This window comes from Afipia sp. GW822-FHT04G07, assembly GCF_058800765.1.
On sequence record NZ_JBXAMP010000001.1, the window covers coordinates 3,224,753 to 3,240,594 of the forward strand.

A 15,842-nucleotide genomic window follows, 5' to 3' on the forward strand; every position below is an offset into this window, starting at 1 on the left:
CCTCAGGCCTTTTTCAGCTGCGCAGGATAATGCCGGCTCAAGACGGCTTCCGGCGTCGCATACGCTTCCTGCCGGTCGACACTCCAGTATTTCAGTTCATCCAGCGGGATGTGTTCGCCGGTGACGGCGCAGCGGACGTAGGAGCCGGGAGACGTCACGCGGAAATCGCCGTCGAGATACTCGACCTGCGCTTCGCCCTGGCCGGAAGGCCCGAATTTATTGAGCACGAGTGTTGTCCTTGTGGGGTCCGGCAGTGATCGTCCGGAAAGATTGCTTAAATATAGGCACTATCTGGAAAAGGGGAAACCCGCTTTTGACGGGATCATGCCCTGTCTGCGGCTCAGAACAGGTCGCCCTGAACCTTTTTGACGCCGAAATCAGTGGCTCGTTTCGATGCAGGCTTTGCTGGCGTCGGCGTCGATGTCGTTTTGGATGTGGTGGCGGTTCCGTCACCGTCCGCCGTCACGCCGATGCGGCCGTCGGTGAATTCGATGCTGAGGCGCTGGCCGGCGTTCACGCCCGTGGCCGCATGCAGCGGCGCGCCATGTTCGTCGCGGACCAGTGCGAAGCCGCGTTCCAGCACGCCCTTGTAGGACAGCGCATTCAGAAGCTGCGACACGTAGCGCAAGCGGGTGTCGCGCTGCTGGATATGCAGATCCGCGCAGCGCCGCGCGCTGATCGCCAGCCGCTCCACTTTCTCCTTGCTGCGATCGATCTGCGCGCGCAGCGCCGTGACCGTCAGACGTCCGCCGATGGCGGACAATCGCCGTTCGTAGACATGCGCGTTGGCGCGCAGGGCGCGGGGCAGTTGCGCGCTGGCGCGATCGAGGCGCTGGCGCGGAATGTCCAGCAGCTCGGTGGCTTTCGGCAGTGCGCGCACCGCCGCGCGCAGCTCGCTGCGGCGGGTTTCCTGGCCGCGCTGCCAGCACAGCATCGCGCGCCGCTCCAGCGATGTGACCTCGACGAACAGTTCGGCGCGCACCGGCACCGCCATTTCGGCGGCAGCGGTCGGCGTCGGCGCGCGCTTGTCGGCGGCGAAATCGATCAGCGTCACGTCGGTCTCGTGGCCGACCGCCGAAATCAGCGGAATCATGCTCTCCGCCGCGGCGCGCACCACGATTTCCTCGTTGAACGACCAGAGGTCCTCCAGTGAACCGCCGCCGCGCGCGACGATCAGCAGATCCGGACGCGGAATCCTGCCGCCTTCCTCCAGCGCGTTGAAGCCATGGATCGCCGCCGCAATCTGCTCGGCGGAGCCTTCGCCTTGCACGCGCACCGGCCACACCAGAACGTGGCGCGGAAAACGATCCTCCAGACGATGCAGGATGTCCCGGATCACAGCACCCGTCGGCGAGGTGATGACGCCGATCACCTCGGGCAGCCACGGCAGAAGCTGCTTGCGCGCCTCGTCGAACAGACCTTCGGCGGCGAGCTTCCTTTTGCGTTCTTCCATCAGCGCCATCAGCGCGCCGACGCCGGCGGGCTCGATGGCCTCGATCACGATCTGGTATTTCGACGAGCCGGGATACGTGGTGAGCTTGCCGGTGGCGATGACCTCGAGCCCCTCCTGCGGCTTGAACCGCATCCGGCCGTGCACGCCCTTCCAGATCACCGCCTCGATCTTGGCGCTGTCGTCTTTCAGCGCGAAATAGCAGTGGCCGGAGGAGTGCGGCCCACGAAAGCCCGAAATCTCGCCGCGCACCCGGACATGGCCATAGGCGTCCTCCACCGTCCGCTTCAGGGCCGAGGACAGCTCCGACACGGTGAATTCCGGTGAATTGAGCAGCGGTTCGGCAGCAGTGGCTTTCATCAGGATTCGAATCTGTTGCGATGGCGAAGCATCATGTTAAACGGTTCTATCATCCCATAAACGCCGGTTCGACCCTTATCCATGAATATCCTCTTGATCGGTTCCGGCGGGCGCGAACACGCGCTGGCATGGAAGATGGCGGCATCGCCGCTGCTGACGAAATTGTGGTGCGCGCCGGGCAATGCCGGCATCGCGCAGGAAGCGGAATGCGTCGCCCTCGATGTGGCGAACCATGCCGCCGTGATCGATTTCTGCAAGCAGAACAAAATCGATCTGGTCGTGGTCGGCCCCGAAGCGCCGCTCGCCGCCGGCATCGTGGATGATCTCGCAAACGCTGGCATCAAGGCGTTCGGCCCGAGCAAGGCGGCGTCGCAACTGGAAAGCTCCAAGGGCTTCACCAAGGATATCTGCAAGGCCAACAACATTCCGACCGCGGCCTATGAGCGCTTTCGCGATCCCGATGCGGCGAAGGCTTACATCCGCAAGCAGGGCGCTCCGATTGTCGTGAAGGCCGACGGTCTCGCGGCGGGCAAGGGCGTCGTGGTGGCGATGACGCTGGCCGAGGCGGAAGCCGCGATCGATGCATTGTTCACTTCAGCCGGCGCGGAAGCCGTGGTCGAGGAATTCATGGAGGGCGAGGAAGCCTCGTTCTTCGTGCTGTGCGACGGCGACAACGCGCTGCCATTGGTGGCGGCACAAGATCACAAGCGCGCCTATGACGGCGACAAGGGTCCGAACACCGGCGGCATGGGCGCGTATTCTCCCGCGCCCGTGTTCACCGATGCCGTGCGCGAGCGGACCATGAGCGAAATCATTTTGCCGACGCTGCGCGCGATGAAGGCGATGGGGATGCCCTACAAGGGTGTGCTGTTCGCGGGCCTGATGATCACGAAGGATGGCCCGAAGCTGATCGAATATAATGCGCGGTTCGGCGATCCCGAGACGCAGGTGCTGATGATGCGCCTGACGTCGGACATCGTGCCGGCGCTGCTGGCGTCGGTGGACGGCGAGTTGAAACATTTCGACCTGCGCTGGCATCCGGAGCCGGCGCTGACCGTGGTGATGGCGGCGAAAGGTTATCCCGGCGACTACGCCAAGGGCACGCGGATCGACGGCCTCGATGCTGCGGCGCAAGTCGAGGGCGTCGAGATATTTCACGCCGGCACGAAATCCGAGGGCGGACATATTCTCGCCAATGGCGGACGTGTCTTGAACGTGACCGCGACGGCCGCGACCGTCAGCGAGGCGCAGCGCCGCGCCTATGAAGCGATTGATCGCATCCGGTGGCCGGAAGGCTTCTGCCGCCGCGACATCGGCTGGCAGGCTGTCGCGCGCGAGAAAGCGTTGAAAAGCTAGACGGGCGGCCCCCATTTACGATGTCGTCCCCGCGAATACGGAGAACTGAGCATGTCCGATCTCGCTGATCTGTTTCCCGGCTTCGCATCCGAATGGATCAGCACCCGCGGCGGGCGCATCTTTGCGCGCGTCGGCGGAAAGGGCCCGCCGCTGCTGTTGCTGCATGGCTATCCGCAAACGCATGTGATGTGGCATCGCGTGGCCCCGGCGCTTGCGGACAAGTTCACCCTCGTGATCCCCGATCTGCCCGGCTACGGCTGGTCGGACGTCCCGAAGACCGATGCCGACCACACGCCGTTCACCAAGCGTGCCATGGCGCAGGTGATGATCGAGGCGATGGAAAAACTGGGACATGTGCAATTCGTGCTCGCCGGGCATGATCGCGGCGGCCGCGTGGCCTATCGGCTTGCGCTCGATCATCCGGGGCGGCTGTCGCGATTGGCGACACTGGATATCCTTCCGACCTACGATTACTGGTCGAAGATGGATCGCAGCTTCGCCCTTCGCGTCTATCATTGGGCCTTCCTGGCGCAGCCGCATCCATTGCCCGAGAATTTGATCGCTTCGAATCCCGACGACTATTTCGGCCGCACGTTCAAGAGCTGGGCCAAGAAGGATCGGCCGAATCCGTTCGATCCGCGCGCGGTCGAACATTACCTGACCGCTTTTCGCGACCCGCTGCGCATTCACGCGGCCTGCGAGGATTATCGCGCAGGGGCTTACGCCGATTTCGAACATGACAAGACCGATCTCGATGCGGGGAAAAAGATCACGGTGCCGCTGCTGGCGCTGTGGGGCGCCGCGGGGATCGCATCGTCGGCAAGCAGCCCGATCGAGTCTTGGCGCAGGTGGGCGACCGATGTGCGGGGTGAGCCGATTGATTCCGGGCATTTTCTGCCGGAGGAAAACCCGCAAGCCACGGCTGCGGCATTGCTGAAATTCTTTTCGGGGCAGGACTGATGGCGTTACGCGAGGCACGGCGGGAAGACATTCGCCGCATTATCGAGATGCTGGCCGACGATGAGGTCGCGCGGGGCCGCGAGGATCTGTCCGGCGACATGGCGGCGTATCATGCTGCGTTCGACGTCATCGCGGCGGACCCGAACAACACGCTTTATGTCTGGGACGAGAATGGTGCGGTGATGGGCTGTCTGCAACTCACCTTCATTCCCGGCATGTCCTATGGCGGCAGCTGGATTGCGAAGGTCGAGGGCGTGCGGGTGGATCGCTCGCTGCGCGGTCTCGGAATCGGCGAACAGATGATCGATGCGATTGTCGCCAAATCCCGCACGCGCGGCTGCAAGCAGTTGCAGCTCACGACCAACAAGCAGCGACTCGACGCGCACCGCTTTTACAAGCGGCTTGGTTTCGAGGCGTCCCACGAGGGCATGAAGCTGGATTTGTGAGTTTCACGCCGTCATTCCGGACAGGCCGCGAAGCGGGCTGATCCGGAATCTCGCAGAGTTCATCGAGATTCCTGGTTCGCTCGTTTCACTCGCGCCCCGGAATGACGCAATTCAACTTACCTTCTCGCCTTGAAAAAATTTGTCAGCAGCGCCGCGGCCTCGCGCTCGCCAACCGAGGGATAAATCTCCGGCGCATGATGGCAGGTGGGCGACGCGAAGAACCTGACGCCTGAGTCCACCGCGCCGCCCTTCGGATCGGCTGCGCCATAATAGAGCCGGCGGATGCGCGCGAAGGACACCGCGCCCGCGCACATGGTGCACGGCTCCAGCGTGACATAGAGATCGCAATCGGTCAGGCGCTCGCTGCCGGTCACGCGCGCGGCTTCGCGGATCGCCAGAATCTCGGCGTGGGCGGTCGGATCGCGGTCGGCGAGGGTGCGGTTGCCGGCCTGTGCGATCACCTCGCCGTCCCGCACGATCACGCAGCCGATCGGCACTTCACCCGCAGTTTCAGCAATTTTCGCCTGTTTCAGCGCCAAATCCATGAAAGATCGTGCTGTCATGCCTCGTATCCGCCGGAAAACTCTGTTAGTAGGTCCGCTTCAGCAAACGTGATGACCGGTTTTGCGTGAGAGACGCCCTGATCGACAGGGGCGCGCCTTGCCGATGCCGATCCGGTTTCACGAAAGCGCGCAGCCGCGATATAGTCTGCCACAAGTCCTGAGAGATCATTCATGCCCCGCGATAACGATAAAAACAACGGTCGTCCGCCGCGCCGTGAAGGCGGAGCCGGTGCGGGTTACAAGGGCGGCGGCAAGGGCCGTTCGGCAGGCCCGGGCGGACGCAGTGGCGCAGGCCCGCGCGGTGGCGACAAGAAATTTGGCGACAAGCGGCCATATGCCGCCCGCAGCCCGGGCGCCAAACCTTACGCAGCCAAGCCTTACGCCGGTAAACGCGACGATCGTCCGCAGCGCGATGATCGCGCGGATCGTGGACCGCGCAAGGATTTCGGTTCGCGGGATCGCGGGGAAGCACGTTCATTCAAGCCGCGCGAGGATCGCGGCGAGGGCCGTGCGCCGTTCAAGCCACGTGGCGATCGACCCGAAGCCCGTTCGTTCAAACCGCGTGAGGATCGCGGCGAAGCCCGTTCGTTCAAGCCGCGTGGCGATCGCAGCGAAGGTCGTCCGTTCAAGCCGCGCGAGGATCGTGGCGAGGGTCGTTCCTTCAAGCCGCGTGACCGCGATGATCGCGCGCCGCGCAGTGCAGGCGCCGGACGTTTCCAGGACAAGAAGTTTGGCGAGAAGCGGCCTTACACGCCGCGCGGCGAAGGCGGCGATGCACGTCCCGCCCGCTTCAACCGGGACGACAGGCCGCAACGCGACGAACGCCCGCGCTTCAATCGTGATGACCGGCCTTCGCGTGGCGCGCCGGATCGCGGGCCGCGCAAGGAATTCAACCGTGGCGAGGATCGCGGCGGCGATAAACCCTGGCAGAAGCGCGAACCGTCGCGCGATGGCGGAAAGCGCTTCGACAAGCCGCGTTTCGACAAACCGCGCGACGATCGTGGTTCGAGCGAGCGTCCGAGGTTCTCGCGTCCACGCGACGAGCGTCCGGCCGGTGGGGATCGCGGCCCGCGCAAGTTCGATCGTCCGAGAGATGACCGTGCGAAATTCGATCGTCCCCGCTTCGACAAGCCGCGCGATGATCGCGCGCCGCGTGGCCGCAGCGACTGGCAGGAACACCCGCGCAGCGAGACCGGTGACCGGCCACGCCGCGAGAACGAGGACGACAGCAAGGTCTTCGCAAAACGCCCGGCCTTCGGTGGCCGTGGCGCCTATCGCGAGCGCAAGCCTGATTTCGACAAGCGCCCGCCGCGTGCCGTTCCTGAGAAAAAGAAAAGCGGCGAGCGCATCGCCAAGATTGTCGCGCGGGCGGGGCTTTGCTCGCGTCGCGACGCCGAGGACTGGATCGTGCAGGGCCGCGTCGCCGTGAACGGCCGCGTCATCAATTCGCCGGCGCTCGACATCACCACCAACGACGTCGTCACCATCGACGGCAAGCCGTTGCCGGAGCGCGAGCGCACGCGGCTGTTTCTGTATCACAAGCCGCGCGGCCTGATGACGACCCATGACGATCCCGAGGGCCGTCCCACGGTGTTCGACAATCTGCCCGAGGGCCTGCCGCGCCTTATCAGCATCGGGCGTCTCGATTTCAACACCGAAGGCCTGCTGCTGCTGACCAATGACGGCGGGCTCGCCCGTGCGCTGGAACTGCCGGACACCGGCTGGCTGCGGCGCTATCGCGTGCGCGCCCATGGCGACGTCACCCAGGGTCAACTCGACGAACTGAAAAAGGGCGTCGAGGTCGATGGCGTCAAATACGGCTCCATCGATGCGACACTGGAGCGCGACAAGGCCGCCAACGTCTGGATCGTGTTCGCGATCCGTGAAGGCAAGAACCGCGAAGTCCGCAATGTGATGGCGCATCTCGGTCTTGAGGTGAACCGTCTGATCCGGATTTCCTACGGCCCGTTCCAGTTGGGCGAGATCGAGGAAGGCCAGGTCGAGGAGATCAAGTCGCGGGTGCTGCGCGATCAGCTCGGCGACAAGATCGTCGCCATGTCCGGCGCGCAGTTCGACAAGCCGGTGAAGGAAGCTGCTGAAGGCGACGATACCCCGCGCATCAAGGGCCGCATCAAGCCCGCCGGCTCCAAAAGCGGATTGATTGCCGACCGCAAGGGCCGTCGTATCCTGGTGACGCGCGCCGGCAGCGACGAGGCGCGCGCGCGCAACGAGGAAGAGGCCAGCGGATTCGGTCCGCCGCGCCGTCCGACGCGCGGCTACAAAGGCAAGCGCGACATGAAGCCGCCAACCGATTTCACGGAAGACTGAACTTATCATGCGCGTCGTTGGTGGACGTCTGAGAGGCCGTAACATCGCCTCGCCCTCGTCGAATGACATTCGCCCGACGCAGGATCGCCTGCGCGAGGCGCTGTTCAACATCCTGATGCACGCCTACGAGAATCCCATCGACGGCGCGCGTGCGCTCGATCTGTTCGCCGGCACCGGCGCTCTCGGGATCGAGGCTGTCTCGCGCGGTGCGGCGTTCACGCTGTTCGTGGACAACGGCGCGGAGGCGCGGGCGCTTCTGCGCAACAATGTCGAAGCGCTGGGACTTGGCGGCGTGACAAAAGTCTATCGCCGCGACGCCACTAATCTCGGTCCGGCCTATCCGATGGAGCCGTTCTCTCTGGTGTTTATCGATCCGCCGTACAAGCGCGGTCTTGCTGACAAGGCGCTTGCGTCATTGCGCGACGGCAAATGGCTGACGCCGGAGGCGCTGGTGGTGGTGGAGGAATCAAAGGCGGCATTTGTCGCAAGTGACGGCTTTGAGGAACTCGAACGCCGCGCCTATGACGAGACCGAGTTCACGTTTCTGCGCGCAACAGCTTCAGCATAGCTTGAATTTTCATTCAGATGTAACGAGTCAAGTGAATTTAGACGCATCTTCGATGCTGAATCTGAATTCGCCGGGGCATCGTAATTCGTCTGCCGTTTCGCCTTTTGCAGCGAAGACCGTCACCGTTTTGCCTTTGTGATTGTAAGCGGCTTTATCGTCGCCCGAACAGCTTCTCGATGTCCGCAAGCTTGAGTTCGACGTAAGTCGGGCGGCCGTGATTGCACTGGCCGGAATTCGGCGTCACTTCCATCTCGCGCAATAGCGCATTCATTTCCTCCGGCTTGAGGATGCGCCCCGCGCGCACCGAGCCGTGACAGGCCATGGTTGCCGCGACATGCATCAGCCGCCGTTCGAGGGGCAGAGCCTCGTCCCATTCCGCCATGTGCTCGGCGAGATCGCGCAGCAACGAGGCTGCATCGGTCTTGCCCAATAAGGACGGCGTCTCGCGCACAGCCACCGCGCCGGGGCCGAACGACTCGATGCTGAGTCCGAATTTTTCAAGCTCGTCCGCGCGCGCCACCAGTTTCTCGACGGAGGCTTCGTCCATCTCGACGATCTCGGGAATGAGCAGGATCTGCCGCTGCACGCCGTTACGTTCGAGCGAAGCCTTCAGGCGTTCGTAGACGATGCGCTCGTGGGCGGCATGCTGGTCCACCACCACAAGGCCGTCGCGGGTCTGCGACACGATATAGGTTTCATGGATCTGCGTGCGCGCGGCGCCAAGCGGACGGTCGAGCAGATCGCCCGTGGGCATGGCATTGGCGCGCAGATCCGCAGTCGGCGCGCCGGTGTCGAACACGGCCTGCGCGGCTTCCGCGAACGCGCCTGTTTCGAAAGATGGTGCATAGGATGGGGCTGTCTCGCTGTCGAATGCGGCCGGCGGATAATTCGGTGAACGCCGCCAGTCCCAGCCGCCGCGCGGAATGCTGCCCGGCCGGAATGCCATGATCGCCGCGCCGTCGGAATTCGCCGCCGTGCGCTTGCCTTCGCGCGCGAGCCCGTCCTTCAGCGCGTGCACGATCAGTGCGCGAACCAGACCGGCATTGCGGAAGCGCACCTCGGTCTTGGCTGGGTGCACGTTGGCGTCGACCTCCTGCGTGTCGAGCGTCACGAACAGCGCGACCACCGGATGCCGGTCACGCGGCAGGTAGTCCGAATAGGCTGCACGCACCGCGCCGAGAATAAGTTTGTCGCGCACCGGCCGCCCATTGACGAACAGATATTGCCCGAGCGCATTGGCGCGGGTCAGTGACGGTGCTGCCGCGAAGCCTTCGACGCTGACGCCGTCGCGTTCGGAGCGGACCTCGATGGCGCTGGCGCGAAAATCCGCGCCGAGAATATCGCCGAGCCGTGTCAGCCGTCCCGCCGCGCCCGGCAATGCAGCAGCCCATGTCACCGGCGCGCGTTCCTCGCCCGAGAGCGAGAATGCAACATCGGGCCGCGCCATCGCCAGACGCCGCACCACCTCGCGGACGGCTTCGGCTTCGGTGCGATCGGTCTTGAGGAATTTCAATCGCGCGGGTGTCGCATAGAACAGATCGCTGACCTCGACACGCGTGCCACCTGTCAAGGCGGCGGGCGTCACGTCGGACTTTTCTCCGGCATTGACATTCAGCGACCACGCGTGGGGCTCAGATGCGTGTCGCGTGGTGATGGCGAGTTTCGCCACCGCGCCAATCGACGGCAGCGCTTCGCCGCGAAACCCGAGCGTGCGAATTCGCAGCAGGTCTTCGTCGTCGAGCTTCGAGGTTGCGTGGCGATCCACCGACAGCGCGAGATCGCTGCGCGTCATTCCCGCACCGTTGTCGGTGATGGCGATTCGCCTGCGTCCGCCGCCCTCGGTGAAAATATCGATGCGCGACGCACCGGCGTCGATGGCGTTCTCGACCAGTTCCTTCACCGCGCTCGCGGGCCGCTCCACCACTTCGCCGGCAGCGATGCGGTTGACGACCTGGATGGGTAGCTGGCGGACGGGCATGGGATTCCTGACGCGACTCGCGGCAATGTCCGGTGCATTTTATCTGGTCGGATGGAGCAAAGGGAGCCTTGACCACATGATTTGCGCGTCTTTCACCAGATCGCAGCGGGCCCCGTGAGCTTGCCGTATATGCGGTCTGGATATGGCGGAAACTCCCCGAAATCACCTCGAAATCTCTGAACAACGGTCACACGACGCAGATTGCATCCGCTTGCGTCGTTCGCGAGAGTTTCCCGGCGGCCTGATCCGGCAAATGCGAACGGCTCATGAGCAGAATCCGGATTGAGGGTCGTCATTCAAGGAGAAGTGGATGAAGGTTGTAAAAACAGCGGCGATTGTACTCGCAACCTCGGCAATGCTGACCGGCACGGTGCTGGCACAGGGTGTTTCGTCCGACTCACGGGTTCGCGGTGGTGCACAGGGTGGGGTCACAGGTCCTGCCGGCGTGTCTGGCGGGGCCAATACCGGTGTCGGTATTGATTCAAGCGCTGGAGGTTCGGGCGCCAGTGTCGGTGCCGGCAGCCACACGGGTGCGAGGGGTACGGTTGGAGCCGGTGCCGGCGGAGGAGCCGTCAACGGAGCTGCCGGTGCCGCCGCTGGTGGCCTCAAGCGCTAAGCGTTCTTGAAAAACGCCTCCCTTCAGAACTCCGGTCGCTTCGCGGCCGGAGTTTTTCGCGCTGCCGTTTCTTCAGTTGGACGGTTTTCAGTCGTCGTAACCGCTGTTGCCACGCTTTGCCTTGACGTCACTGCGGCGTTTTTTTCCTTCGAGACGCCGTACTTTGGAGCCGAGGGTCGGCCTGGTGGCGCGGCGCGGTTTCGGGCGTACGGCTGCCTCGCGCAGTAATTCCAGCAGCCGGTCGATGGCGTCGGCGCGGTTGCGCTCCTGGGTGCGGAAGCGTTGCGCATGAATGACGATCACGCCGTCCTTGGTCATGCGCTGGCCTGCCAGCGTGTTCAGCCGCATCAGCATGTCGGGCTGGAGCGCCGCGCGACGGACGTCGAAGCGCAATTGCGCGGCGGTCGAGAGCTTGTTGACATTCTGCCCGCCCGGTCCGGAGGCGCGGACGAATACGATGTCGAGATCTTTCTCGTCGATGGATATGTCGCGCGTCACCCGGATCATGTCGAACGGGTAGCACGATCCGTTGCAACCGGCATCGATTTTCACGCCATGCGCGGTCAGCGCGCGCCGGAGGCTGCCGTCTCGGCGTAAATGCGCATCAGCATCTCGCCTGCCAGATAGATCCCGAGCAGCAGCATCGCGACCAGGAACCAGCGCCGGAAGGTGTCGGCGTCCATCCGCGATCGCAGCAACTGACCGAGATACATGCCGGCGAAAGCAGCCACCATGGCGACCGCGCCAGGAATGGCGATTGTCGCGTTCAGAAGTCCCGCGCCTGTCAGATTGAAGGCCTGTGCGACCGTGGCGGTGGTGAAGAAAACGCCGAGCGCCTGAACCAGTTCGTCCTTCTCCATGCCGATGGCCTGCATGAAGGGCATCGACGGAATGACCTGTACGCCGGTCGCCGCTGAAACGATCCCGGTCAGCACGCCGACGATGCCGCCGACCCATTTCTCATTCGCAGGCGCGACGCTGAAGCGAGCCTTCGACAGACCGAGGATGGCGTAAATCACCAGCAGAATACCGAGAATGATGGTGCCGTAGCGCGCATAGGGCCCGGTCATCAGGCCCGCACCGGCGAGAATGCCGGCGACCGTTCCGATCATCAGGGGCCACAGCCTGTGCATGATGTCACGCAGATACGGACCGACGAAGGTTTGCCAGATGTTGGTGACGATGGCCGGCACGATCACGATGGCCAGCGCGTGCGCCGGCTGCATCCGTGTCGCCAGGAGGCCCATCGCCACGGTCGGCAGGCCAAGGCCGATGGTGCCCTTGACGAAACCGGCAAGGAGAAAGACGGCGGCGATAACGATGAGAATCGGATCTGACATTGAACTGGACATGCGCGCACATTGACCGAGAGCGACAAACTGCACAATCTGGAGCTTACGTGGTAAGCCTTCGGATTAAACGAAGGCATGACAGGAGGTCGGAGCATGCATGTCGATCTGGTGGATCTGCGGCTGTTCGTGGCGGTCGCCGAGACGCGAAGCATCACCCACGGCGCCGAGCGTTCGGCGCTGGCGCTGGCCTCGGCCAGTGCGCGCATCAAGGGCATGGAAACGGCGCTGGGCGTGGAGCTGCTGGAGCGGCAGCGGCGCGGCGTCAGGCTGACGGCGGCCGGGGAAAGCCTCCTCGATCACGCCCGCATCGTGCTGCATCAGGTGGCGACGATGGAGGGCGAACTCACGACCTATGCGCGCGGCCTGAAGGCCCGCATCCACATGCTCGCCAACACCTCGGGCGCGACCGAACATCTGCCGAAGGCGCTGGCGGCGTTTCTGGCGAAGTATCCGGCCATCAGCGTCGATGTCGAGGAGCGCGAGAGCGCGGAGATCGCCACGGCGCTGGCATCCGGCGCGGCCGATATCGGCATCGCAGTTGTTTCGCTATTGCCTGAAGGTCTCGAACGATTTCCGTTCTGCGACGACCGGCTGGTGCTGGTGGTGCCGCCTCACGATGAGATCGCGCAACGCCGCCAGATCGGTTTTCGCGATGTCGCGGCCCACGATTTCGTCGGCCTGACCGAAGGCAGTGCGTTACAGAACCATATCGCCGCGCATGCGGCGGAACTGGGCGTGCGTCCGAAAATGCGGGCACGGCTCAAGAGTTTCGATGCGATCTGCCAGATGGTCGAGGCTGGTGTCGGCGTGGCGGTGATCCCGGAAGCGGCTGCGCGTCGCTACAGCAGGTCCACCAAAATCAGGACGGTCCGGATGACCGATCCATGGACCAGCCGCAGGCTTGCCATCTGTATGCGAAGCCGGTCGCTGCTGCCCCGGCCGGTGCAGCAACTGGCGGATCATCTGAAACTGTTTGCGAAGCTGTGATGCGCGTTATGTGTTGAGCAACTTGAGCGCTGCCTCATGCACGTACTTGTCGCCGGCCGCGACAATGCGGCCGCCGGATTGCGCCGGCTTGCCATCCCAGGTGGTGATGATGCCGCCCGCGCCGGTGACGATGGGAATCAGGGCGGCCACGTCGTAGGATTTCAGCTCGGTCTCGATGATGAGATCGAGGTGGCCCGCCGCAAGCATGCAATAGGCGTAGCAATCGCCGCCATAACGCGACAATCGCACTTCGCTCTCGACGCGCTCGAACTGGGCGCGATCGGAATCGTTCATCAGCCGCGGGCTGGTGGTAAACAGCGTGGCTTCCGCGAGCGACGCGCAGCGCCGCACCGACAGTTTTCGTTTTCCCGAAGGGCCCTCGTAGCGCGCGGAGCCGCCGTCGCCGCTGAAACGTTCGCCGATATAGGGCTGGTGCATCATGCCGAACACCGGCGTGCCGTTGTGCATCAGCGCGATCAGTGTGCCCCAGATCGGCATGCCTGCGATGAAGGATTTCGTGCCGTCGATCGGATCGAGCACCCAGACGTATTCCCCATCGGCGCGTTCGGATCCGAATTCCTCACCGACAATGCCGTGAAGCGGAAAGCTGTCCTTGATCATCCGCCGCATCACGGCTTCAGCCGCGCGGTCGGCTTCAGTGACCGGGTCGAGATCGCGGCCCTTGTTCTTGTTCTCGACGCTGAGCGAAGTACGGAAGAAAGGAAGGATGGTCTCGCCCGAGGCGGTCGCCAGTCGTCCGATGAAAGCGGTGAAATCGATGACCGTCACGAAGATTCCTTTGCAGCAAACAGATGCCTGCGGAGTGTAAATGCGAACCGGTCACGGCCCTATAAGAGTCCTGACAGGGGAGCAACTCGCCCGAAAGATAAGAACCCGTCGTGCAGGTTACTGTTCATTCCTTACTCCGCGATTCCAAAGCGAAGGCATAAACGAAAGCTCTCTTCCTTAAAGATAATAACAAAGATTCATTCTTTGGGCGCAATTATGGGCTTTTTTGACAGTCCTCAGAGAGACAAAACTTCGGTAAGTATCTGTTAATGCGTACGATTTTCTATTTCTTGGTTTCGTAATGCCGCAAGTCTGTCATGCTCGGAAAGCATAGCAAATTCTTTAAAAATACTTGCCTTGAGTGCGTTGCGGCTGCATATTGTTGCGGTGCGATAACGCCTCGCGTTATTGCTGCCCTCCTTGGGCGTTTCCTCCCTAGACTTGGGCCACTTGCTTTCGCGAGTGGCCCTTTTTTCTTGGGTATATGGCCCACGATAGCTGGCGTCGGTTTTCGGCCAGACCATGCGCAACAACACCGAGAATGTTATTCTGCCGCCGCCTGGAAAGGTCCGAGGCTATCGAGCGGGATCGCGGCCAGCGCATCGGCCAGCACCACGAAATCGTCGGCCACTTTGCGGAAGCGCGGCCCGCGTTCGCGCCGCCGCTCGTCCATGTAGATGGCGCGGTTAAGTTCGAGCTGGATCGTATGCAATCCGCTTGCAGGGTTACCGTAGTGCTCGGTGATAAAGCCGCCCGCGTAGGGCTTGTTGCGGCCGACCGAATATCCCAGCGTCGTGAGGGTTTCCTCCACCGCGTCAGGCAGCAAGCTGGAGCAACTTGTTCCGTAACGGTCGCCGATCACCACGTCGGGCCGCTTGGGCTCGTCGCGCGAGACGCCGACCGACGGCATTGAGTGGCAATCCACCAGAATCGCCGTCCCGAACGCTTGATGCGCCTTGTTGATGAGACGGCGCAGCGACCGATGATAAGGCTTGTAAAGTGCCTCGATCCTGCTCAGCGCGTCCTCGACATCGAGCCGCTCGAAATAGATTTCCTGACCGTCGCCGACGACGCGGGGAATCGTCCCCAAGCCCCCCGCGACCCGCATCGAGCGGGTGTTCGCAAAACTCGGAAGCCGGCCTGCGAACATGCGTGGATCGAGTTCGTAAGGCTCGCGATTGACGTCCACATAGGAGCGCGGAAAATTCACCCGGACAATGGGAAATCCGCGGCCGGTGAGGTCCGCGATGATCTCATCCATGAACGAATCTTCCGATCGGCGCAGGGCCGCTTCATCGATGCGGGATGCGGCCAGAAATTCGCGCGGATACACCGATCCGGAGTGCGGGGAGTTGAAGATGATCGGCGCGCGCCAGACCGGCGGCTCCATGATTTCGAACGGAGGCGACAACTCGTCCTCGAACCGCGTCATTGCCGCCTCTTTTCCTCGCCATTCTCGATCACGGCGTTATGCTCGCCGTTGCTGACAGGCCCGACCGGACAATCTGTTTTGGCCGGAAAAACAGGTAATTTCTGCAACATCATTGTCCGCAAACCTAACTGATCTGCCAAGAGGAAGTTCGCCTTCACCCGAAATTTACTACCCGTCTGCCAAATAGAAGGCAGGGACCTCTCCATTTCACGGAATAAACGACCAGCGCCATGCAGCACAAAATTCTCCTCGCCGAAGACGATAACGACATGCGCCGCTTTCTGGTCAAGGCACTGGAGAATGCCGGTTTTCAGGTGTCGTCCTACGACAACGGCCTGTCAGCCTATCAGAGGCTGCGCGAAGAACCCTTTGAAATGCTTCTAACCGACATCGTGATGCCCGAGATGGACGGTATCGAACTGGCGCGCCGGGCCTCGGAACTCGACCCCGACATCAAGATCATGTTCATCACCGGATTCGCCGCCGTGGCGCTCAATTCGGACTCCGAAGCGCCGAAAAACGCCAAGGTTCTCTCCAAGCCCGTGCACCTGCGCGAATTGGTCAGCGAAGTGAACAAGATGCTGGCGGCCTGAGAGGCCGTCGAAAAGATGGCCTGAAGCGGCAATCAGCCCTCAAAACACGGTTTCCCGTCCTTGC

Annotated in this window: 17 protein-coding genes; 8 read left to right on the forward strand and 9 right to left on the reverse strand. The window is 62.9% G+C overall.

Annotated elements, in window-relative coordinates; all coding sequences use genetic code 11:
• Nucleotides 1-2: 2 nt before the first annotated feature.
• Nucleotides 3-227 (reverse strand): DUF2093 domain-containing protein, encoded by a 225-nt coding sequence (locus tag AC1RKJ_RS15790; protein ID WP_492791867.1) that lies wholly within the window; start codon nucleotides 225-227, stop codon nucleotides 3-5.
• 113 nt (nucleotides 228-340) lie between these two features.
• Nucleotides 341-1,810, reverse strand: coding sequence for an exodeoxyribonuclease VII large subunit (gene xseA, locus AC1RKJ_RS15795; RefSeq protein ID WP_492791868.1), 1,470 nt, complete (start codon nucleotides 1,808-1,810; stop codon nucleotides 341-343).
• A gap of 81 nt (nucleotides 1,811-1,891) precedes the next feature.
• Here xseA and purD point away from each other — a divergent pair, with 81 nt between their 5' ends.
• Genes purD through AC1RKJ_RS15810 form a run of 3 tightly spaced genes read left to right on the forward strand, consistent with a single transcriptional unit; the run spans nucleotide 1,892 to nucleotide 4,572 of the window.
• Nucleotides 1,892-3,166, forward strand: a complete 1,275-nt coding sequence (gene purD / locus AC1RKJ_RS15800) for a phosphoribosylamine--glycine ligase (protein ID WP_492791869.1) — start codon at nucleotides 1,892-1,894, stop codon at nucleotides 3,164-3,166.
• A gap of 51 nt (nucleotides 3,167-3,217) precedes the next feature.
• Nucleotides 3,218-4,126 (forward strand): alpha/beta fold hydrolase, encoded by a 909-nt coding sequence (locus AC1RKJ_RS15805; RefSeq protein ID WP_492791870.1) that lies wholly within the window; start codon nucleotides 3,218-3,220, stop codon nucleotides 4,124-4,126.
• Nucleotides 4,126-4,572, forward strand: coding sequence for a GNAT family N-acetyltransferase (locus AC1RKJ_RS15810; protein ID WP_492791871.1), 447 nt, complete (start codon nucleotides 4,126-4,128; stop codon nucleotides 4,570-4,572). Before AC1RKJ_RS15805 ends, AC1RKJ_RS15810 begins: the two co-directional genes overlap by 1 nt.
• A 116-nt stretch (nucleotides 4,573-4,688) precedes the next feature.
• Here the strand turns inward: AC1RKJ_RS15810 and AC1RKJ_RS15815 are convergent, their stop codons facing one another.
• Nucleotides 4,689-5,135, reverse strand: coding sequence for a nucleoside deaminase (locus AC1RKJ_RS15815; RefSeq protein ID WP_492791872.1), 447 nt, complete (start codon nucleotides 5,133-5,135; stop codon nucleotides 4,689-4,691).
• Nucleotides 5,136-5,306: 171 nt separating this feature from the next.
• Here AC1RKJ_RS15815 and AC1RKJ_RS15820 point away from each other — a divergent pair, with 171 nt between their 5' ends.
• Entirely contained in the window at nucleotides 5,307-7,463 is a 2,157-nt protein-coding gene (locus tag AC1RKJ_RS15820; RefSeq protein WP_492791873.1) for a pseudouridine synthase, read from the forward strand.
• 7 nt (nucleotides 7,464-7,470) lie between these two features.
• The gene (gene rsmD / locus AC1RKJ_RS15825; RefSeq protein ID WP_492791874.1) at nucleotides 7,471-8,031 is read left to right on the forward strand and encodes a 16S rRNA (guanine(966)-N(2))-methyltransferase RsmD; all 561 of its coding nucleotides are present in this window, start codon (nucleotides 7,471-7,473) and stop codon (nucleotides 8,029-8,031) included.
• 151 nt (nucleotides 8,032-8,182) lie between these two features.
• Here the strand turns inward: rsmD and mutL are convergent, their stop codons facing one another.
• On the reverse strand, nucleotides 8,183-10,009 hold the full coding sequence (gene mutL / locus AC1RKJ_RS15830) for a DNA mismatch repair endonuclease MutL (RefSeq protein WP_492791875.1): 1,827 nt from the start codon (nucleotides 10,007-10,009) through the stop codon (nucleotides 8,183-8,185).
• Between the two features lie 310 nt (nucleotides 10,010-10,319).
• On the opposite strand from mutL, the gene AC1RKJ_RS15835 reads away from it, so the two are divergent.
• Nucleotides 10,320-10,625, forward strand: a complete 306-nt coding sequence (locus AC1RKJ_RS15835) for a hypothetical protein (protein WP_492791876.1) — start codon at nucleotides 10,320-10,322, stop codon at nucleotides 10,623-10,625.
• A gap of 87 nt (nucleotides 10,626-10,712) precedes the next feature.
• Here the strand turns inward: AC1RKJ_RS15835 and arfB are convergent, their stop codons facing one another.
• Entirely contained in the window at nucleotides 10,713-11,132 is a 420-nt protein-coding gene (arfB, locus tag AC1RKJ_RS15840) for an alternative ribosome rescue aminoacyl-tRNA hydrolase ArfB (RefSeq protein WP_492792768.1), read from the reverse strand.
• Nucleotides 11,133-11,188: 56 nt separating this feature from the next.
• Nucleotides 11,189-11,965 (reverse strand): sulfite exporter TauE/SafE family protein, encoded by a 777-nt coding sequence (locus AC1RKJ_RS15845; protein ID WP_492791877.1) that lies wholly within the window; start codon nucleotides 11,963-11,965, stop codon nucleotides 11,189-11,191.
• 105 nt (nucleotides 11,966-12,070) lie between these two features.
• On the opposite strand from AC1RKJ_RS15845, the gene AC1RKJ_RS15850 reads away from it, so the two are divergent.
• Nucleotides 12,071-12,964: a LysR family transcriptional regulator gene (locus tag AC1RKJ_RS15850; RefSeq protein ID WP_492791878.1), complete on the forward strand. Its 894-nt coding sequence runs from the start codon at nucleotides 12,071-12,073 to the stop codon at nucleotides 12,962-12,964.
• A gap of 6 nt (nucleotides 12,965-12,970) precedes the next feature.
• Here the strand turns inward: AC1RKJ_RS15850 and hisN are convergent, their stop codons facing one another.
• The 3 genes from hisN to AC1RKJ_RS15865 form a co-directional block, all read right to left on the reverse strand.
• Complete coding sequence (hisN, locus tag AC1RKJ_RS15855) at nucleotides 12,971-13,753, reverse strand: histidinol-phosphatase (protein ID WP_492791879.1); 783 nt, start codon at nucleotides 13,751-13,753, stop codon at nucleotides 12,971-12,973.
• Between the two features lie 544 nt (nucleotides 13,754-14,297).
• The gene (locus AC1RKJ_RS15860) at nucleotides 14,298-15,185 is read right to left on the reverse strand and encodes an N-formylglutamate amidohydrolase (protein WP_492791880.1); all 888 of its coding nucleotides are present in this window, start codon (nucleotides 15,183-15,185) and stop codon (nucleotides 14,298-14,300) included.
• Nucleotides 15,182-15,424, reverse strand: a complete 243-nt coding sequence (locus AC1RKJ_RS15865; protein WP_492791881.1) for a hypothetical protein — start codon at nucleotides 15,422-15,424, stop codon at nucleotides 15,182-15,184. Before AC1RKJ_RS15865 ends, AC1RKJ_RS15860 begins: the two co-directional genes overlap by 4 nt.
• Here AC1RKJ_RS15865 and cpdR point away from each other — a divergent pair.
• The gene (gene cpdR, locus AC1RKJ_RS15870) at nucleotides 15,416-15,778 is read left to right on the forward strand and encodes a cell cycle two-component system response regulator CpdR (RefSeq protein ID WP_002713397.1); all 363 of its coding nucleotides are present in this window, start codon (nucleotides 15,416-15,418) and stop codon (nucleotides 15,776-15,778) included. The two genes, AC1RKJ_RS15865 and cpdR, sit on opposite strands and share 9 nt — an antisense overlap.
• Nucleotides 15,779-15,842 lie beyond the last annotated feature (64 nt).